General features: G+C 63.0%; 18 protein-coding genes and 3 pseudogenes. 10 read left to right on the top strand and 11 right to left on the bottom strand.

Translation table 11 applies throughout. The features are described 5' to 3' along the window. Nucleotides 1-48: 48 nt before the first annotated feature. A pseudogene (locus tag BQ8482_RS23605) lies at nucleotides 49-1,381 on the bottom strand (PQQ-dependent sugar dehydrogenase). Nucleotides 1,382-1,587: 206 nt separating this feature from the next. On the opposite strand from BQ8482_RS23605, the gene BQ8482_RS23610 reads away from it, so the two are divergent. After that, nucleotides 1,588-2,361 carry a CorA family divalent cation transporter gene (locus tag BQ8482_RS23610; RefSeq protein ID WP_280178868.1) on the top strand — a complete coding sequence of 258 codons (774 nt, stop codon included), beginning with the start codon at nucleotides 1,588-1,590 and terminating at the stop codon, nucleotides 2,359-2,361. Continuing rightward, complete coding sequence (locus BQ8482_RS40140) at nucleotides 2,271-2,516, top strand: CorA family divalent cation transporter (RefSeq protein WP_280178869.1); 246 nt, start codon at nucleotides 2,271-2,273, stop codon at nucleotides 2,514-2,516. Before BQ8482_RS23610 ends, BQ8482_RS40140 begins: the two co-directional genes overlap by 91 nt. A gap of 75 nt (nucleotides 2,517-2,591) precedes the next feature. Here the strand turns inward: BQ8482_RS40140 and BQ8482_RS23615 are convergent, their stop codons facing one another. From BQ8482_RS23615 to cysS, 8 genes are all read right to left on the bottom strand, one after another. Continuing rightward, nucleotides 2,592-3,278 carry a glutathione S-transferase family protein gene (locus BQ8482_RS23615; protein WP_123149789.1) on the bottom strand — a complete coding sequence of 229 codons (687 nt, stop codon included), beginning with the start codon at nucleotides 3,276-3,278 and terminating at the stop codon, nucleotides 2,592-2,594. Between the two features lie 17 nt (nucleotides 3,279-3,295). After that, the gene (rarD, locus tag BQ8482_RS23620) at nucleotides 3,296-4,225 is read right to left on the bottom strand and encodes an EamA family transporter RarD (protein WP_123149790.1); all 930 of its coding nucleotides are present in this window, start codon (nucleotides 4,223-4,225) and stop codon (nucleotides 3,296-3,298) included. Between the two features lie 83 nt (nucleotides 4,226-4,308). Beyond that, a complete protein-coding gene (gene cimA, locus BQ8482_RS23625; RefSeq protein ID WP_123149896.1) occupies nucleotides 4,309-5,925 on the bottom strand; it encodes a citramalate synthase in 1,617 nt (538 codons plus the stop codon). Nucleotides 5,926-5,927: 2 nt separating this feature from the next. Further along, nucleotides 5,928-6,884 carry a prolyl aminopeptidase gene (gene pip / locus BQ8482_RS23630; protein ID WP_123149791.1) on the bottom strand — a complete coding sequence of 319 codons (957 nt, stop codon included), beginning with the start codon at nucleotides 6,882-6,884 and terminating at the stop codon, nucleotides 5,928-5,930. Then, a complete protein-coding gene (locus tag BQ8482_RS23635) occupies nucleotides 6,881-7,357 on the bottom strand; it encodes a GFA family protein (protein ID WP_123149897.1) in 477 nt (158 codons plus the stop codon). The genes pip and BQ8482_RS23635 overlap by 4 nt, the downstream gene beginning before the upstream one ends. After that, nucleotides 7,354-7,845, bottom strand: coding sequence for a GFA family protein (locus BQ8482_RS23640; protein WP_123149792.1), 492 nt, complete (start codon nucleotides 7,843-7,845; stop codon nucleotides 7,354-7,356). Before BQ8482_RS23640 ends, BQ8482_RS23635 begins: the two co-directional genes overlap by 4 nt. Before the next feature lie 4 nt (nucleotides 7,846-7,849). Continuing rightward, nucleotides 7,850-8,236: a VOC family protein gene (locus tag BQ8482_RS23645; RefSeq protein ID WP_123149793.1), complete on the bottom strand. Its 387-nt coding sequence runs from the start codon at nucleotides 8,234-8,236 to the stop codon at nucleotides 7,850-7,852. Next, nucleotides 8,233-9,702, bottom strand: coding sequence for a cysteine--tRNA ligase (gene cysS, locus BQ8482_RS23650; protein WP_123149794.1), 1,470 nt, complete (start codon nucleotides 9,700-9,702; stop codon nucleotides 8,233-8,235). The genes BQ8482_RS23645 and cysS overlap by 4 nt, the downstream gene beginning before the upstream one ends. A gap of 389 nt (nucleotides 9,703-10,091) precedes the next feature. Here cysS and BQ8482_RS38730 point away from each other — a divergent pair, with 389 nt between their 5' ends. Then, entirely contained in the window at nucleotides 10,092-10,247 is a 156-nt protein-coding gene (locus BQ8482_RS38730; protein WP_095496669.1) for a hypothetical protein, read from the top strand. An 83-nt stretch (nucleotides 10,248-10,330) separates the two neighbouring features. On the opposite strand, the pseudogene BQ8482_RS23660 reads toward BQ8482_RS38730, so the two are convergent. Next, nucleotides 10,331-11,093, bottom strand: a pseudogene (locus BQ8482_RS23660) (SOS response-associated peptidase). 124 nt (nucleotides 11,094-11,217) lie between these two features. Between BQ8482_RS23660 and BQ8482_RS23665 the strand changes: the two are divergent. From BQ8482_RS23665 to BQ8482_RS23680, 4 genes are all read left to right on the top strand, one after another. Further along, on the top strand, nucleotides 11,218-11,637 hold the full coding sequence (locus tag BQ8482_RS23665; RefSeq protein ID WP_123149795.1) for an NUDIX hydrolase: 420 nt from the start codon (nucleotides 11,218-11,220) through the stop codon (nucleotides 11,635-11,637). Nucleotides 11,638-11,685: 48 nt separating this feature from the next. Further along, entirely contained in the window at nucleotides 11,686-12,063 is a 378-nt protein-coding gene (locus BQ8482_RS23670; RefSeq protein WP_123149796.1) for a TIGR02301 family protein, read from the top strand. Between the two features lie 315 nt (nucleotides 12,064-12,378). After that, entirely contained in the window at nucleotides 12,379-12,636 is a 258-nt protein-coding gene (locus tag BQ8482_RS23675) for a hypothetical protein (protein WP_077381793.1), read from the top strand. Nucleotides 12,637-12,774: 138 nt separating this feature from the next. Next, complete coding sequence (locus BQ8482_RS23680) at nucleotides 12,775-13,578, top strand: hypothetical protein (RefSeq protein ID WP_165848686.1); 804 nt, start codon at nucleotides 12,775-12,777, stop codon at nucleotides 13,576-13,578. Nucleotides 13,579-13,701: 123 nt separating this feature from the next. On the opposite strand, the gene BQ8482_RS23685 is transcribed toward BQ8482_RS23680, so the two are convergent. After that, nucleotides 13,702-15,033 carry a dihydroorotase gene (locus BQ8482_RS23685; RefSeq protein WP_123149798.1) on the bottom strand — a complete coding sequence of 444 codons (1,332 nt, stop codon included), beginning with the start codon at nucleotides 15,031-15,033 and terminating at the stop codon, nucleotides 13,702-13,704. 83 nt (nucleotides 15,034-15,116) lie between these two features. Between BQ8482_RS23685 and ygfZ the strand changes: the two genes are divergently transcribed. The 3 genes and pseudogenes from ygfZ to BQ8482_RS40370 all read left to right on the top strand — a co-directional run bounded on the left by ygfZ (nucleotide 15,117) and on the right by BQ8482_RS40370 (nucleotide 18,842). Then, complete coding sequence (gene ygfZ, locus BQ8482_RS23690) at nucleotides 15,117-15,995, top strand: CAF17-like 4Fe-4S cluster assembly/insertion protein YgfZ (RefSeq protein ID WP_123149799.1); 879 nt, start codon at nucleotides 15,117-15,119, stop codon at nucleotides 15,993-15,995. Next, nucleotides 15,995-16,627: an HD domain-containing protein gene (locus tag BQ8482_RS23695; protein ID WP_123149800.1), complete on the top strand. Its 633-nt coding sequence runs from the start codon at nucleotides 15,995-15,997 to the stop codon at nucleotides 16,625-16,627. Before ygfZ ends, BQ8482_RS23695 begins: the two co-directional genes overlap by 1 nt. Nucleotides 16,628-16,692: 65 nt before the next feature. Next, nucleotides 16,693-18,842, top strand: a pseudogene (locus BQ8482_RS40370) (putative bifunctional diguanylate cyclase/phosphodiesterase). The last annotated feature ends 7 nt before the right edge of the window (nucleotides 18,843-18,849 follow it).

Here is an 18,849-nt window from a genome sequence, read left to right on the forward strand (position 1 = left end):
CTATTCCCCTATTCCCCTATTCCCCTATTCCCCTATTCCCCTATTCCCCTATTCCCCTACCGCCGCCCGGCCGACCCGCCAGATGACATTGCCGACGTCGTCGGCGACGAGCAGTGCGCCGGTCTGATCGACAGCAACGCCGACCGGACGACCCATCGCCTTGCCATCACGCCCGACGAAGCCAGTGGGCACATCTCTCGGGGGACCGCTCGGTCTACCACCGCGGAACGGCACGAAGATCACCTTGTAACCGCTCAGCACGCTCCTGTTCCACGAGCCGTGCTGGCCGACGAAGGCGCCGTAGCCGTAGGCCGGACCGAGCGACGCGCCTTTGGAGAAGGTCAATCCCAGCGAGGCGGTATGGGAACCCAGCGCATAATCGGGCTTGACCGCCCTCGCCACGAGATCGGGGCGCTGCGGCTTGACGCGTTCGTCGACGTTCTGTCCGTAGTAGCTGTAGGGCCAGCCGTAGAAAGCGCCGTCACGAACCGAGGTCATGTAATCCGGCACGAGATCGTCGCCGATTTCGTCACGCTCGTTCACGGCGACCCAAAGCTCGCCAGTTTCAGGGCTCCAGGAAAGCCCGTTCGTGTTGCGCAGCCCTGACGCGAAGACCCGGGTGCGGCGGGTCGACCGATCCACTTCAAGGACGGCGGCGCGATTCTTCTCCGCGGCCATGCCGTTTTCTCCAACGTTACTGTTGGAGCCGACGGTGACATAGAGCTTGCGTCCATCCGCACTTGCGATCACATCCTTGGTCCAATGATGGTTGAGATCTCCGGCCGGTAAGTCGACGATCTTTTCCGGCGGCGTTGTGGCTCGGGTCTGGCCATTGGAGTAGGGGAAAGCGACGAGCGCGTCGGTATTCGCGACATAGAGCTTGCCTTTGGAAAGCGTCATACCGAAGGGTGAATTGAGGCCTTCTGCGAACGTCCTGCGCACAACCGCAATGCCGTCGCCATTGGTGTCGCGCAGGAGCGTGATGCGGTTGGCGCTTTTGGTCGCGGCCCCGGCGCGCTTCATAGCCAGGTCCATGAAGACCTTTCTAACGCTGAAGCCTTCGTCATGCTTGGCAGGGGCATTGGTTTCGGCAACCAGCACGTCGCCGTTCGGAAGCACGTGCAGCCAGCGCGGATGGTCGAGGCCGGTGGCAAAGGCGTTCACCGTCAGCCCCTTCGCCGGGGTCGGCATACCACCTTTCTGCCAGCCTTTCGCCTCGGCGATGTTGACGGTCGGGATCAGCGTCGGTCTTGGTTTCGGTAAGGTAGGGTTGGGGCCATAGCCGGTTATTGCCCCCGTTTTTCTGCGCCGAAAAGCCAGCGCAGCTCGCCATGACTCCCAATACGGCTATGAGTAGGCTTCGTGGGAAGCCGGCATGCATCGGACGTCCCCCGCATGGATTGCGCCGTGCTCTTTACGCGAACGCGAGTCAACGACGTCTTATTCCAAACTGGCTCCAAACAACGGCGTTGGTACGCCGCGTCGGATGACCGTCAAAACCGTCACACCAAACCGGTTCGCCCGTGCTAGTAATCACAGCCTGGTCGCCGCCGCGCGGCGGCATATTCGAGGACTGGCGACGCGACCATGACCATCACTCTCGACCCGGAAGGCGGCGATCTGTCACCTTATCTGCCAGACGAGCACGGGCTGTTCTTCGTCAATCACTTTACCGCCGAAGGCGCGAGAACCAAAGACGCGGCCGCCACACACTGGACCTGGCGCAGCTACCAGCTTTCCGACATGCGCGCCCGCCACGAGATCGCCACCGAGCCGACTTTGCCGCCGCCGGTGCGCGATGCCTTCCTGTCGGCCGGCCATGGCTGCCATATCGACCTCGGGTGCGACTGGCTCTACGGCGATCTGCCGGACCTGCGCCACGACTATTCGGCGGAGGCGCGCGGGCTTGGCCATTTCCGCTTCGCCTTCAACGACACGATGCTGATCGGCGGCCGCAAGCAACCGCTACGGTCGGTCGACAATATCCGCAAGGCGATCGACAACTGCTCGCGCAAGTTCCGCTCTCCGGCCGAACTGATCGAGGCTGTCATGGGCCAGTCGCTCGACGGCATGGCGACGGAACTCGGGAGCCTCGGCGACACGCTCGACGGCATCGAGGACCGCATCGTCTGCGACGCATGGCACAGTGAGCGGCAGGCGCTGGTCGATGCGCGCCGGCAACTGATCCATCGGCAGATGGCGACGTTAACCACTTTGTTCCGCCATCTCGACCATTCGCATCGCACGATTTGCCTGATCCAATCAACGACATGGCGGCGCGGCTTTCGCACCGCGCCCATACATTGCATCACGACGGCGAGCAGTTACAGGCGCGCGCCCGGCTCTTGCAGGACGAGCTGATGGCCAAGCTGACGACGCAATCGAACCAGTTGCTCTACTTGCTGTCGGTAATGACGGCGGTGCTGTTGCGCATGACGATCATCTCCGGCCTGTTCGGCATGAATGTCGGCGGCCTGCCGCTGGTCGACACGCCAATCGGCTTCTGGGTGGCGTAGGCGATATCGCTGGTTGTCGCCGCGGTCGTTTATCTGTTCGTCAGGAGGCTAGGTCGGGGAATGTAGGAGCATCGCTCACACTGTTGCGCGAAGGTCCTTAATGACAGTGCCGGCGGCGCGCACCTCCGCCTCGTGGTTCAGCTCGCGCCACGTCTCTGCAAGGGCTGCCGCGTACCATTCGCGCATCGCCGGCAGACCCAGCAATCGCGTCGGATAGGTGGCAGCTGCGCCCTCGAAGGATAGTCCGTAGGACTGAACCCTGAACGCCACCGGGGCAAAGAAGGCGTCAACGGCGGTGAAGTGGTCGCCGGCCAGGAATGGCCCACCGAAGCTGGCAAGGCCGTCGTTCCAGAGGTCACCGAGGCGGAAGAGGTCGTGCTTCAGCGCATCGGACATTGGAAATGGCTCGATGCGCACACCGCAACTCATAGGGCAAGAGCCGCGCAAGCCGGTGAAGCTCGAATGCATTTCGGCGGCAGCCGAGCGCGCCCAGGCGCGTGCTTTGGCTTCGGCAGGCCAGACGCCGTGATGGCGCTCAGCCAGATATTCGGCGATGGCCAGTGAATCCCACACCGCCCAGCCATCGTCGATCAGGCACGGTACCCGACCGCTGGGCGAGAACGGCCGGTAGAGGCTCCAACTCGATCCGGTCGGGAACGGAGTCAGCCGCTCCTCGAATGGAATGCCCAGCTCTCGCATCAGCACCCATGGCCGCAGCGACCATGAGGAATAGTTCTTGTTGGCGATATGCAGGACATACATCGGAAACCCCCTTGCCTTTACCGCGCTGCCGTTGCGGCAGGCCGGATCTCGCGGCCACGGAACATCGACCACGAATACATCGCCAGCGCAGTCCAGATCAGGCCGAAGGCGATGGCCTGGATGCTGCCGAAGGGTTCGCCGAAAATCAGCACGGCGATTAGGAACACAATGGTCGGCGCGATATACTGCATGATGCCGATGGTGGAGAGACGCAACAGCTTGGCCCCGAAGCCAAACAGCAGCAGCGGTATGGCGGTGATCGGGCCGCAGCCGATCAGCAATGCGGTATCGTTCAGGGAACTGGAGACGAAATGGTCCTGCCCGGTGACGATGAGGAAGATGATGTAGCCGAGCGCCGGCACCGACAGCAAAAGCACTTCGAGCAGAAAGCCCTGGCTCGGACCGATCGGCAGCGTCTTGCGGAAGAAGGCGTAGGCGGCAAAGGAAAACGCCAGCACCAGCGACACCCAGGGCAGCTTGCCGGCATCGATCGTCAGCACCGCGACCGCGATGGCCGCCAGCACCACCGCCGCGATCTGCAGCCGGTCGAGCCGTTCGCCGAGCAGCAGCGCGCCGACAACGACGCTGACAAGCGGGTTGATGTAGTAGCCAAGCGCGGTCTCGATGGTACGGTCGACCGCGATCGCCCAGACATAGATGCCCCAGTTGACTGAGATCAGCGCCGCCGTCAGCGCCGCCATCGAAATGATGCGCGGCGAACGCAATGCCGCTTTGAAATCCGCCGTGCGGCCGACCCAGATCAAAACCACCGCCGCAATCGGCACCGACCAGACGATGCGGTGCGCGATGACTTCGATCAGCGGCAGATGTGCGACCGCCTTCATGTAGAAGGGCAGCAGCCCCCACAGGAGATAGGCGCCCAGGGCCAGCAGGAAGCCACGTCGGGCCTTTGAGTCTGCTTCGAGCTGAATTGCTTGCGTAGCCATGGCCCAACGCTATGCGCCAGCCGCCGTGCCAAGACCATCGCAAAGTTCTGATGGATCAATGGACTTTCGCTGATGGTTCAATCCTACTCTGCCGCGACCAGCCCAGCCAACTCGCGGTTCTTCATCAGCTTGTAGACGATCGAATCCATCAGCGCCTGGAACGAAGCGTCGATGATGTTTTCTGAGACGCCGACCGTCCACCAGCGGGCGCCGGTGCTGTCATGCGATTCAATCAGCACGCGGGTGATCGCCTCGGTGCCGCCATTGAGAATACGCACCTTGAAGTCGGCAAGCTCGAGGTCGGCGATCTCGTTCTGGAACTTTCCGAGATCCTTGCGCAGCGCGATGTCGAGCGCATTGACCGGGCCGTGCCCTTCCGCCACCGACATTTTCTCCTCGCCGTCGACCAGCACCTTGACAATCGCCTCGGAGACCGTCTTCAGCTGGCCGTTGGCGTCGAAGCGGCGCTCGACCATGCAGCGGAACGAGGTGACGCTGAAGAATTCCGGCAGACCGTGCAGCATCTTGCGCGCCAGCAGTTCGAAGCTGGCATCGGCGCCTTCATAGGCATAGCCCTCGGCCTCGCGCTCCTTGACCACTGATATCAGCGCATCGAGCCGGTGGTCGTCCTTTGGCATTTCGATGCCGCGCCGTTTCAACTCGGCGAGGAAATTGGCCTTGCCGCCCTGGTCCGAGACCATGACGCGGCGGCGGTTGCCGACCGCTTCCGGCGGCACATGCTCGTAGGTGGCCGGCTCCTTGGCCAGCGCCGAGGCATGGATGCCGGCCTTGGTGGCGAAGGCGGAAGCGCCGACATAGGGCGCCTGCGCTTCCGGCGCACGGTTCAGCAATTCGTCGAAGGCGCGGGAAAGGCGCGACATGCCGGCCAATGCTTCGGCCGAGATGCCTGTCATAAAACGGTTGGAAAAGGCCGGCTTCAGCGCCAGCGTCGGCACGATCGAGATCAGATTGGCGTTGCCGCAGCGCTCGCCGATGCCGTTCAGAGTGCCCTGGATCTGGCGCACGCCGGCCTCGACGGCGGCCAGCGAATTCGCCACGGCCTGGCCGGTGTCGTCATGGGCATGGATGCCGAGATGGTCTCCAGGAATGCCTGAGGCGATGACCTTCTCGACGATGGCACGCACTTCCGACGGCTGTGTGCCGCCATTAGTATCGCACAGCACCACCCAGCGCGCGCCGGCGTCGTAGGCGGTCCTGGCGCAGGCGAGCGCATAATCGGGATTGGCCTTGAAACCGTCGAAGAAATGCTCGCAGTCGACCAGCGCTTCCTTGGCCGAGGCAATCGCCGCTTCGACTGACGCCTTGATCGCCTCGAGGTTTTCTTCGTTGGTGCAGCCCAGCGCGACGCGGACATGGTAGTCCCAGCTCTTGGCGACAAAGCAGATGGCGTCCGACTTCGACTGGACCAGTGCGGCAAGGCCTGGATCGTTCGAGGTCGACACCCCTGCCCGCTTGGTCATGCCGAAGGCGACGAATTTGGCACTGGCCGTGCGGTGCTCGGCGAAGAAAGCAGTGTCGGTCGGATTGGCGCCGGGATAGCCGCCTTCGACATAGTCGACGCCGAACCCGTCGAGCAGCCCGGCGATGGCAATCTTGTCCTCGACCGAAAAGTCGATGCCCGGCGTCTGCTGGCCATCGCGCAGTGTGGTGTCGAAGAGATAGAGGCGCTCGCGGCCCATGATCATTTCCCCGCAAACCGATCCGTCGACCGGATCAGCCGGTCGAGGATGCCCGGCTCCGAATAGGCATGGCCGGCGCCCTCGATCAGGTGGAAATCCGCCTTCGCCCACACCTTGTGCAGCGCCCAGGCATAGCGCGCCGGGCACGGCATGTCGTAGCGGCCGTGAACGATGGTGCCGGGGATGTCCTTCAACTTGAAGGCATCACGCAGCAATTGCCCTTCCTCCAGCCAGCCGGCATGGACGAAATAATGGTTCTCGATGCGGGCGAAGGCGACGGCGTAGTCGTCTTCGCCAAACCGGCTGCTGGTTTCCAGATCTGGCAACAGCGTGATCGTCTCGCCCTCCCACAGGCTCCAGGCGCGGGCGGCCTCGACCTGCGCCTTGCGGTCGCTGCCGACCAGCCGCTTGCGATAGGCGGCCATCATGTCGCCGCGCTCGGCCTCGGGAATCGGCGCCAGGAAGCGCTCCCATTTGTCGGGGAACATTTCCGAGACGCCGAACTGGTAATACCATTCGAGCTCCGCGCGCGTCAGCGTGTAGATGCCGCGCACGACCAGTTCGCTGACCTGCTCGGGGTGCGTCTCGGCATAGGCCAGCGCCAGGGTCGAGCCCCACGAGCCGCCGAACACCAGCCATTTGTCGAGGCCGCACATGTCGCGCAGGCGCTCGATATCGGCGACCAGATGCCAGGTGGTGTTGGCCTCGAGCGAGGCGTTTGGCGTCGACTTCCCGCAGCCGCGCTGGTCGAACAGGATGACATCGTAAAGCTTCGGATCGAACAGCCGCCGGTGCTTCGGGGAAATGGTGCCGCCTGGTCCGCCATGCAGGAATACGGCCGGCTTGGCACCCCTGGTGCCGGAACGCTCCCAGTAGACCTGATGGCCGTCGCCGACATCCAGCATGCCGGACTCGTAAGCCTCTATCTCCGGATAGAGGGTGCGCAGTTCACTGCTCATAATTTCAGGCCCTCCTGCGGCCAGTTGGCCGTCTCGTGATCCGGATGCTGGAAGGAGATGATCGATTCCTGCCGAGTGTAGTAGTCGGGATCGTCATGGACCGGCGCGTTGAAGATCTTCTCCACCCAGGGCAGCCGGGCGGCGTAGTTGACCTGGATCTGCGGTGCGAGGTCGGAGCGATCGTCAAAAGCGCCGATGGCGATCTCAAGCCCGCCGGGCTGCCTGTAGGTCAACGGCGTGCCGCAGCGGGAGCAGAAGCCGCGATCGATGTTGACCGACGACTGGAAATAGCTCGGCTCCTCGCGCACCCATTCGACGCCGTCCTTCGGCACCGTCACCAGCGCGCCGAAGAAGGAGCCGAACTGTTTCTGGCACATACGGCAATGGCAGATGGACGGGCGCCCAAGCGCCCCACGAATGCGGAAACGCACGGCGCCGCACTGGCAGCCGCCGGTTCGAACGGTTTCGGTCATGATCTTTCCTCCGGCGGCCATTGTTCGGTGTCGTGGTCGGGGTGCTGGTAAGAGACGAGGTCGGCGAGATAGGAGGACGACGAAATATCGGCCATCGTGTCCTCGCCGGGCAATTCGTGGATGTGATCGACATAGGGGAGTTTTGCTTCGATGCCCCACTGGATGGTCGGCGCGATGTCCTCCGGATCGTCGAAGGCGGCGATGGCGAGTGCGATGCCGTCGGGCGCCTCGAAGGTCAGCGGCGTGCCGCAATCGGCGCAAAAACCACGCCATGCAGCGTTGGACGAGCGGAAGCGTTTGGGCTCGCCGCGTGTCCAGTCGAGTTTTGCGCCACGCACGGACACCAGCGGCAGGTAGAAATTGCCGCTTGCCTTCTGGCACATGCGGCAATGGCAGACGGAGGCGTCACCCAGCGCGCCTTCGACACGGAAGCGCACGGCGCCGCACTGACAACCGCCTGTATAGACCGGTCTGTTGTCTAGGCTCATTGCTTCACTCCGCGGCATGGCAGACGGCTTCGACATTGTTGCCGTCGGGATCGAAGACAAAGGCGCCATAGTAGTTCGCATGATAGTGCGGACGCAGGCCCGGCCCGCCATTGTCCTTGCCGCCGGCCGCGATGGCGGCGGCGTGGAAGGCATCGACCTCGGCGCGACTGCGCGCGGTGAAGGCGACGTGCTGGCGGTCCTTCGGCTTGTCCTTGCCTTGATGCAGCCAAAACACCGGCCGGTCGCGGCCATAGCCGCCCACCTTCGCTCCGCCGGTATATTCCTGCGGCACCATGTAGAGCAGCGAGGCACCGAGCGGCGCCATCGCCTTGTCATAGAACGCCTTCGACGCGTCGAAATCGGAAACGATGATGCCAAGATGATCGATCATCTTTTTACCTCCCAGGTGGTGATGCGGGCGCTGGTGACGGGGTCCTTGCCGTCCTTCAACTGTATACCTTGCGCCAGCAATTGGTCGCGGATGCGGTCGGCCTCGGCCCAATTTCCAGCAGCGATGAGGGTCAGGCGTTTGGCGATCGCCCTGGCGATGGCGTCTTCATCGACCTTGGCCGGCGTAACGTCGAAGCCGAGGAACGATAGTGCCGCCTTCAGCGAAGCGGCAGCATCGTTGCCCGCGGTTGCGTTGCCATCACCGGCAGCATTGAAATCCACAGCCTCACCGGCCAATTGCGTCAGCACCTGGAACGCAGAATAGGTTGCGAGATCGTCCGACAGGGCTTCCACCACTTCCACCGGCAATTGCATTGCCGCCGCCGGTGCGATATCCGCCGCCCGCTTCCATTTACGCAGCGTATTTTCCGCCTCTTCCAGCTTGCGCACGGAAAAGTCGATCGGCTCGCGATAATGCGTCATCAGCATCGCCAGCCGCAGCACTTCGCCCGGCCATTTGCGGCCACCAAAGGTCTCGGTCTCCAGCAGTTCGTTGATCGAGTAGAAGTTGCCCAGGCTCTTGGACATCTTCTGCCCCTCGACCTGCAGGAAGCCGTTGTGCATCCACACTTTGGCCATCACATCGGTGCCGTGGGCGCAGCGCGACTGGGCGATCTCGTTCTCGTGGTGCGGGAAGATCAGGTCGAGCCCACCGCCATGGATGTCGAAGACCTCGCCGAGATAGGCGGCCGACATCGCCGAGCACTCGATGTGCCAGCCCGGCCGGCCCCTGCCCCACGGGCTGTCCCAGCCCGGCTCTTCCGGCGAGGACAGCTTCCACAGCACGAAATCGCCAGGGTTCTTCTTGTGTGGATCGACGGCGACGCGAGCGCCGGCCTGCTGTTCGTCGAGATTGCGCTTCGACAAATGGCCGTAGTCCGGCATCGAGGCCGTGTCGAACAGAACTTCGCCTGCCGCAACATAGGCATGGCCGCGTTCGATCAACCGTTGAATCAAGGAGATCATGTCGACTTTGCCATCGGCGCGCGGCTCGACGAATTCGGTGGCGCGCGGCTCGACCGTCGGTTCCAGGCAGCCGAGCGTCGCCACATCCTTGTGGAACTGGTCGGCGGTTTTTTCGGTGACCCGCCGGATCGCCTCGTTCAGCGACAGCTTTCCCGAGGCAATCTCGCCGCCGAAATCGCGCAGTGCGCGGTCATTGATCTTGTCGTCGACATCCGTGATGTTGCGTACATAGGTGACGTGCGCTTGCCCGTAGAGATGGCGCAGCAGACGGAACAGCACGTCGAAGACGATCACCGGCCGCGCGTTGCCGATATGGGCAAAGTCGTAGACCGTCGGGCCGCAGACATACATGCGCACATTGCGCGGATCGATGGGGAAGAAATCCTCCTTGGTCCGCGTCAGCGTGTTGTAGAGGCGCAGGCCCTTCGATGCGTCAGACATTCGTGCCTTCCCGGTGCGTTACTTTTTGGCTGGGCCCACTTGCGCCGAGACGCAAATCAGGCACCAGCCTGCTGGCCGGGGCGTTTGTCCACTCTAGAAGGAAGATAGGCGAAAACGTCCGGACCAGCGCGAAGCTAGCCAATAATGCAAATGCCACAAATGGCGAAAGACGTTCTCATGAGCGGCTTTATCGCCTCACCCAGTGTTGCCGTCAAGTCGCAACTTTCGGCAAAAGAGTCGCTGGATCACAGGTAATGACGCAGTGAAACATTTTATTAAACATCTCGGCACAGTCATGAAACATTCGCCGGCTAGATCACCAGATGTCACGATTTGGTCGGATTCGACCAGCAAACGCGGACACGAAGACGTTACCAGGGAAGAGAAAAATGCCCCGAACCAAGCAGGACTCCAGCAGCGCCAAGCAACCGGCGCTCGCCAGCCAATACCGGGCGATCGGCCCGGCCGCGATCGTCGCCGCCCTTCTTCACACAGCGAAGAAGAAGAAGCCGGTGCAGAAGATCATATCGCCGCGCGCTGCCTGATGTGACGTGCGGCCGGCCGGTCGCCAGTAAATGGGGCGCCGGCAATGAAGGCGCTGAAGCGCCCCAGGAAATAGCAGCTACTGCTAAAACATGGTCATCTGACTGTCGTCCGCGCCGGGCTTCTGGCGCCTGGCCTTCCCGGGCTCCAGCCCCACGACGCCCCTTTCCTGAATCTCCGGCCCGGTGTTGGCGACCTTGTTGACGAGGTCGGAAACCGGAACAGCCTCGAAGAAATCGAGCCGTGCCGGTCTGAGCAGGTCGGCCACGTCGCGCGGCTCCAGCGTGCGGCAATCCAATCCAGCGGGCGAAATCCTGCGGATCCATCACCACCGGCATCCGGTCATGGATATGGGCGATGTCGGCATTGGCGTTAACGGTCAGGATGGCGCCGGTGTCCATCTCCGAACCGCCCGGCTCGGCATAGGTCTCGATCAGCCCGGCGAAGGCGACAAGCCCGCCATGCTTAGGCCGCACCCAATAGGGCTGCCCCCTCTTGCCGCCTGATTGACGCCATTCGTAGAAGCCGGAAGCCGGGACCAAAGCGCGGCGATGGCGCATGGCGGTGCGAAACGAGGCCTTTTCCGTTGCTCCCTCCGAGCGGGCGTTGAACAGCAGCGGAAACTCACGCGTGTCCTTCACCCAGGCCGGGATCAGCCCCCAGCGCACCAGCATCGGCTGCCGGTCGGCCAGGTTCGAGCCTGGCGCCTGCGGCAAGCCTGCAATCGCCATCAGGACCGGTTGCGTCGGCGCGATGTTGTAGCGGGCCGGAAAAACCTCCACCTCCGCCAGACCGAGAAAAGCGGCAGTCTGGTCAGGCGTGGCGGTCAAGGCAAAGCGTCCGCATATAAGGTAAAACTCGTTGAATTGGTCGGATGCGAAGGTGGCGATGGAACCGGCGTTGCGCAACCGCTAATGCTTCTTCAAGCCGACCGATCCACAACGGGCTGCAGCAAATGACGATCGGAGATCCATGGACGAGATGCGCAAGATACTCCCGGCTGTCTCGGTCGCCATTGTCCGCGGCGACACGGTGCTGCTGGTCAAGCGGGCGCGGCAGCCTTCGCAAGGATTTTACGCGTTTCCAGGCGGCAAGGTCGAGGCCGGCGAAACGCTGCAACAAGCCGCGCAGCGCGAATTGCTGGAAGAAACCGGGTTGCAGGCGCACAACTACCGCCCACTTCGGGAAATTCACATCGACGGCGGCAGCGACGGGCACCCGGTCGACTATCTGCTGACGGTGTTCGGCGCCACCTATGTCGACGGCGAGCCCGTAGCCAGCGACGACGCCGAGACCGCCGCCTTCTATACGCTCGGCGAAATGACGGCGCTGCCGCTTGCCGCTTCGGTGTTTGCCGTTGCCGAAGAATTGCTCAGGAATGCAGGGGCGTAACCTCCAAAATCGCCTTGCAGCCGACAAATTGTTTGGCCACATAGACTTATGATCCGTGCATCGCTTTTCCTTGCAGCTTGCCTCGCCGCCAGTACGGCAATCGGCGCGCGGCCGGCGCTGGCCGCCGAGTCGCCGTTCGAGCCGGGGCTGATGCGGCTGGCGGAGGTGCTTGGGTCGCTGCATTTCCTGCGTAATCTGTGCGGCGAGAAGGGCGACCGCTGGCGGGTCGAGATGGAGAAGCTGATTGCTTCGGAAAATCCGGACCCGGAGCGGCGCGCCCGCTTCATCGCCAGCTTCAACCGCGGCTACCGCTCCTTCGGCGGCACCTATACGCAGTGTACCGCCTCGGCGACCGAAGCCATCAGCCGCTACATGAAGGAAGGCGAGACGCTGTCGCGCGACATCGCCTCGCGCTACGGCAACTGACCTTGGCATCCCCCCTGCTTGTGTCCGGTGGCGTCTTAGTGCAATCCTTGTGTTGCACTTCTGCAACGGCATTAACGAAACGTTACCGCGCGGATGTGGAATTAACTCAAACTGAAGGTTTTCATCCCGCTCGCCGGCCTAATCGGCTAAGTTTGAATCGGATCGAACGCAGGTTTGCAAAACGTGACGAGCCCTTGTCGAAACGACCCTAGAAATGTCGTATTTACAAGTACTTACTTAACCTGCGTGTAAAAGGGACAGCCCAAGCCTGATCCGCATCTGCCGGATCGCCGCTTGAAAAGGGTGGACATCGCAATGGAACATGGCGTCAACGACATCGACGCGCTGGTCAGGGAAGAAAAGCGCCTGACTGCCGTGGAAAGCCACAGCGAGGCCTGGGCGGAAGGGCTTTCGGCCGGAATCGAGCCGGAAATCATCGCCGAGGCGGCCCTTGAAACCGCGTTCGGCGAAATGCTGCGCGCCAATGGTGAGACCTCGGCCCTTGCCCTGCTCGACCGCATGCGTGAAAAGGTGATAGCCGGGGCCTTCGAACCAGGACGGCTGCGGCACTGAACCGGCATCAGGCTCTTTGACCACGGCGTGCCGCTTGGGCGGTCATGCCCCGGGCACCTGGGCGGGCCTGGGCACCTGTAAGGGCCTGGGCACCTGTAAGGGCCTGGGCATCTGGACGGAATCATGGAGAGGCAGGCGGTGAATTTTTCGACGTCAGGCCAGCCGCGTGGCTTGGCCCTCAGCATCCGGCTCGCCGCTTTTTGCGCCGCGGTTCCGCTCGCGCTTTGCCTCGCAAGCAGCCCCGCTTACGCACTGAGCGAAATCAAGCGCGAGGAGCTTCCTTCGCCGGTCGCGCCGCCCGCCGACGACGACATGTCGCCGCCGGGAACTGCGGTGCCGATGCCCGACCCGCTCGCCACGACGCCGCCTGCGGCTAGCCAGCCGACGCCCCCCGACGAGCGGGAACAGATCGAACCGGAGAGGCCAACAGACGATGGTGGCATAGCCAATCCGCAAGTCGACCCGGATGAACCCTTGCCCGAGGTCGTCTACGATCTCAGCAAGCTGCCGGAGCCGGTCAGGCGCATGCACGATCTGATTATCGGGGCCTGCAAGAGCGGCGACATCGAAAAGCTCCGGCCGCTGATCGGCCAGGGCGATACGATGACCCAATTGTCGCTGAGCGAGATCGAAGGCGACCCAATCACCTTCCTGAAAGGTCTTTCGGGCGACACGGAAGGCCAGGAAATCCTCGCCATCCTGGAAGAGGTGCTCAGTGCCGGCTATGTCCATGTCGATGTCGGCACGCCGCAGGAGCTCTATGTCTGGCCATATTTCTTCGCGCTGCCGCTGGACAAGCTCGACGCCAGGCAGCGGGTCGAGCTGTTCAAGATCGTCACCGCCGGCGACTATGACAGCATGAAGCAGTTCGGCGCCTACATCTTCTACCGCGTCGGCATCACGCCGGACGGACAGTGGACGTTCTTCGTCGCCGGGGATTGAGCGGCATTGCCCTCTCCTACCCTCAAGCCCGCCTAGAGCATCGGAGTGGGTACCGGTTTGGGGAAAATCCGATCTCAAACAGAAGACAAGCGGCGGTACGATGCGATTTGAAAGTCCGCCGCTCTAGACCGCCAGCGCCTCGGAAAACTCCACCGCCCGGCCCTGCCCTGGCGAGACGATCTCGCCTTCCCACATCACGCGGCGGCCGCGCACGACTGTTCCGACCGGCCACCCGGTCACTTCTCTGCCGTCATAGGGCGTCCAGCCGGCCTTCGAGCCTGCCTGCGCATTGGTGATGGTCTCGCGACGCTTCAAATCGACGATCGTGAAATCCGCGTCGTAGCCGGCGGCGATGCGGCCTTTCCTGGCCATGCCGAAGATACGCTGCGGGCCGTGGCTGGACAGGTCGACGAAACGTTGCAACGTCAGCCGGCCGGCATTGACGTGGTCGAGCATGATCGGCACCAGCGTCTGCACGCCGGTCATGCCCGACGGCGAGGCCGGATAGGGCTTTGCCTTTTCGGCCAGCGTGTGCGGGGCGTGGTCGGAACCCAGCACATCGACGGTGCCTTGCGCAATGCCGTGCCAGATGCCGTCGCGGTGGCGTGCTGCACGCACAGGCGGGTTCATCTGGATCAGCGTGCCGAGGCGTGCATAGTCGTCAGCGCTCAGCGTCAGATGATGCGGTGTCGCCTCGCAGGTCGCGACGTCCTTGTGCCGTTCGAGGAGGGCGATCTCCTCGGCGGTCGAGATGTGCAGCACATGGATACGCGCGCGGGCTTTCCGAGCAATGCGCACAAGGCGCTCGGTGCAGCGCAAGGCGGCGATCTCGTCGCGCCAAACCGGATGCGAGGCCGGGTCGCCCTCGATGCGTTCGCCGAGCCGCTCGCGCAGCCGGAATTCGTCCTCGGAATGGAAGGCCGCACGGCGGCGGGTATTCCTCAGGATCGAGGCGACGCCCTCATCGTCCTCGACCAAAAGGTCACCGGTGGACGAGCCCATGAATACTTTTATGCCGGCAGCACCGGGTAGCCGCTCCAGTTCGCCGGCATCCCCGGCATTGTCGCGGGTGCCGCCGACCCAGAAGGCAAAGTCGCAATGCATGCGGCCGGAGGCGCGCCGCACCTTGTCGGCAAGGGCTGCCTCGCTGGTGGTCAGCGGGTTGGTGTTGGGCATCTCGAAGACGGTGGTGACGCCGCCCAGCACAGCTGCCCGCGAGCCGGTCTCCAAATCTTCCTTGTGCTCCAGCCCCGGCTCGCGGAAATGCACCTGGCTGTCGACAACGCCGGGCAGGATGTGCAGGCCACGACAGTCGACCGTCTCGCCGGCTGAAGTCTGGCCGAGATCGCCGATGGCGGCGATGCGCCCGCCGTTGATGCCGACGTCGCGCCGGCCCTCGCCATCGTGGTTGACCACCGTGCCGCCTGTCAGGATGAGGTCGTAGGTCGTGGCCATGCTGATCCGGTCTCTTGCGGGGGGAGTGTCAGCGGCTTACGTAATGGCCGACTGTTTTGCAAGATCAGGTTCTTTTTCCGCCCATGCCCTTTGCCCTACTAAAAGATCGCGCACTCGTTTCCGTGTCAGGCCCGGATGCCGAGAACTTTTTGCAGAACATTCTGACCACCGACCTCGACGCACTGGCTGCCGGCGAAGCAAAGCCTGGCGCCTTGCTGACGCCGCAAGGCAAGATCCTGTTCGACTTCCTGATCTCCCGCGCTGGCGAGAATTCCTTCCGCCTCGAATGCCGAGCCGATATATCAGATGATTTTATCCGGCGGCTGATGCTCTACAAATTGCGCGCCAAGGTCGAGATCGCCAAGACAGATCAGGGACTTGTCGCTGTTGCGTGGGGGGATGATTCAACCGCTTCGCAGTTTGATTCAACGCCGGTTGCAGATGCACGGTTCCGCGACGCGTCCGTAACGCGCTTTTATGGCGGCACGGCCGCCGGCGGCGATCCGGCCGCATGGCAAGCTCTGCGCATCGCCCATGGGATTGCCGAAAGCGGCAGCGACTATCAGCTCGGCGACGCCTTCCCGCATGATGTGCTGCTCGACGAGACCGGCGGTGTCGGCTTCAGGAAGGGCTGCTATGTCGGCCAGGAGGTGGTCTCGCGCATGCAGCATCGCGGCACCGCCAGACGGCGGGTACTGATCGTTTCGGCCGAACGGCCCCTGCCGGCTCCTGGCGCCGAACTGACAGTTGCCGGGCGACCGGTCGGCACGCTTGGTACTGCCGCCGGCACGGCAGGCCTCGCCATAGCCCGTATCGACCGAGTCAAGGCAGCGCTCGACGCCGGCCAGCCGATCATGGCGGATGACGTCACTGTGTCGCTCACCATCCCTGCCTGGGCGAAGTTCACTTTTCCGCTGGAAACCGTTGGCCCGCACGAATCCGTCGGCGCGGAGGAGGCCTGATGGCGGCCGACCGTGCCGGCGCGCCGCCGCGCGCCTGGCAGCGCATGCTGTCGGGCCGGAGGCTGGATCTGCTTGACCCTTCGCCGCTTGATATCGAGATTTCGGACATCGCCCACGGGCTTGCCCGCGTCGCCCGCTGGAACGGCCAGACCAACGGCGATCACGCCTTTTCCGTCGCCCAGCATTCGCTGCTGGTCGAGGCGCTTTTCGGCGAGCTGGCGCCGGACGCCCCGGCCGACGCGCGGCTGGCGGCTTTGCTGCACGACGCGCCGGAATATGTCATCGGTGACATGATCTCACCGTTCAAATCGGTGATGGGCGGCAGCTACAAGGAGTGCGAGCTGAGGCTGCAGCGCGCCATCCATCTGCGCTTTTCGCTGCCGGTCGAACCTAGTGCGGGCCTGCGCAAGGAAATCAAGCGCGCCGACCAGATCGCCGCCTATTTCGAGGCGACGCTGCTTGCCGGCTTTTCGACCGCCGAGGCGACCGAATTCTTCGGCCGACCGCGCGGCTTCAATGCCGAACGCTTCGATTTCACCCCGCGTTCGGTGACCTGGGCGCAAAACGCGTTCCTCAAACGGTATGCGGCAATCGAGAAATCGCGGCGTCAAACGCTGCAGCCGGCCGACTGAAAAACGGTAAATTAACCGAAAAGGACAACAGTGCCGTGTTCGATCACGGTCTGCAGGCACGCCTCATGTCCGTCACTCATGCCAAGGCTGGTTCGCCCGTCCGCGGACGGAGGGCCGAAGGCATAGGCCTGCCGCGACGGATAGAGGACGAACTGCGCAAACAGGATGATCGTTTTTCGGCCGCCGTCGAGAACATGTCGCATGGCTTGGCCATGTTCGATGCCGACGAGCGTATGATCATCTGCAACGGCAATTATACCAGCATCTTTTGCCTCGACGCCGAGATCGTGCAGCCCGGCATCCGCTTTTTCGACATCCTCCAGCACAGCGTCGACATCGGTGTCGCCTCGCACAGCGCCGAAGAACTCTACGCCATCCGCAAGCCCTATATCGACCGGGCGAAACCCTCGACCTACGAGGAAACGCTGTCGGATGGCCGCATCATCAACATCTCGCACCGGCCGCTGGCTTCAGGCGGCTGGGTGTCGATCTACGAGGATATCACCGAACAGCGGCGCGCCGAGCAGGAGCTGAAGGAGCAGCATCGACGCTTCGACGCGGCACTCGCCAACATGTCGCAAGGCCTTTTGATGTATGACGCAGACAGCAGGCTGATCGTGCGCAACGAACGTTTCCTGGAACTCTACCACGTGACGCCGGCTGATTTTCCGCTTGGCATGAGCCATCGCGACGCGCTCGAGCAGCTCGCCCGCCTGGGTATCTATGCAGAGATCGACATCGAGAGCGAGATCTCGAAAACCGCGGCCTGCCTTCAAGCCGGGGAAATGCGGTCAACCTATCGCTATCTTGCCGATGGCAGAACGCTTTTGGTCGTACGGCGGCCGATGAGTGGCGGCGGCTGGGTCGCAACTTTCGACGACGTCACCGAGCGCAGGCGCGTCGAAGAGCGCATGACCCACCTTGCACATCACGACACGCTGACCAATCTGCCCAATCGCTCGATGTTCCGCGAACGGCTCGACCAGGCCTTGGGCGAGGCCACGGACCTGCGATATTCTCGCTCGACCTCGACCGCTTCAAGTCCGTCAACGACACCTGGGGGCACCCGGCGGGCGACTGGCTGCTGAAATGCGTGGCCGAGCGGCTGCAAAATTGCCTTCGCAACGAAACGGACGTGGTCGCTCGTTTCGGCGGCGATGAGTTCGTCATCATCCAGTTCAATACAAAAGGTGCCGGCCCAAAAGGTGCCGGCGATGCGGAAAAACTGGCAAAACGCATTATCGACATCATCGGAAAGCCATTTCGCGACAAAAGCCGCGACATGCATGTCGGCATCAGCCTTGGCATCGCCCTTTTCCCCAATGACGGCAGGGATGCCGACACGCTGCTAAAAAACGCCGACATGGCCCTCTACAGGGCGAAAAGCGAAGGACGCAACGTCTATCGCTTCTTCGAGCCAGGCATGGATGCGATGGTACGGGCACGACGCGCACTCGAAACCGACCTGCAGGCAGCGCTGCGGCGGCGGGAATTCGAGCTCGATTTCCAACCCATCATGAACATAGCTTCCAGCGAAATCGTCGGCGCCGAAGCGCTGATGCGGTGGCACTCGCCGGCACGCGGCTTGGTGCCGCCAGACGACTTCATCCCGGTCGCAGAAGAAACCGGGCTGATCGTGCCGCTCGGCGAGTGGGCGCTGAGGAAAGCCTGCACGGTTGCGGCGGGCTGGCCGCATGGGTTGCGTATCGCGGTCAATGTCTCGGCCGTGCAGATCGAAAGTGGTACCTTTGCCCGCAGTGTGATCTCCGCGTTGGCATTTTCCGGCGTGCCGGCCGATCGGCTTGAACTGGAAATCACCGAAACGGTGCTGATGGACGAGAGCGATACCGTGCTCAAGACGCTCAGGCAGTTGCGCGACCTCGGCGTCCGTATCGCGCTGGACGATTTCGGCATCGGTTACTCGTCGCTCGGCTATCTCCGCCGCTTCCCGGTCGACAAGATCAAGATCGACCGCTCCTTCATCCGCGACATCGACAACCGCGACACGGCCGCGATCGTGCGCACGGTTATCGGGCTCGGTGCGCAGCTTGGAACGACCGTCACCGCCGAAGGCGTCGAAACCGGAGCGCAACTTGAATTCCTGCGCAGGGAAGGCTGTGTCGAGGCCCAAGGCTACCTGATCGGTGTGCCGTCGAATGCGGCGGATATCCAGCGCCTGCTGAAGTCGAGCGCGGTGGTCAGACAATCCGGTTGAACGCGAC

The sequence above is a fragment of the Mesorhizobium delmotii genome (genome assembly GCF_900149755.1).
In the GTDB taxonomy this organism is placed as follows: Bacteria; Pseudomonadota; Alphaproteobacteria; order Rhizobiales; family Rhizobiaceae; genus Mesorhizobium; species Mesorhizobium delmotii.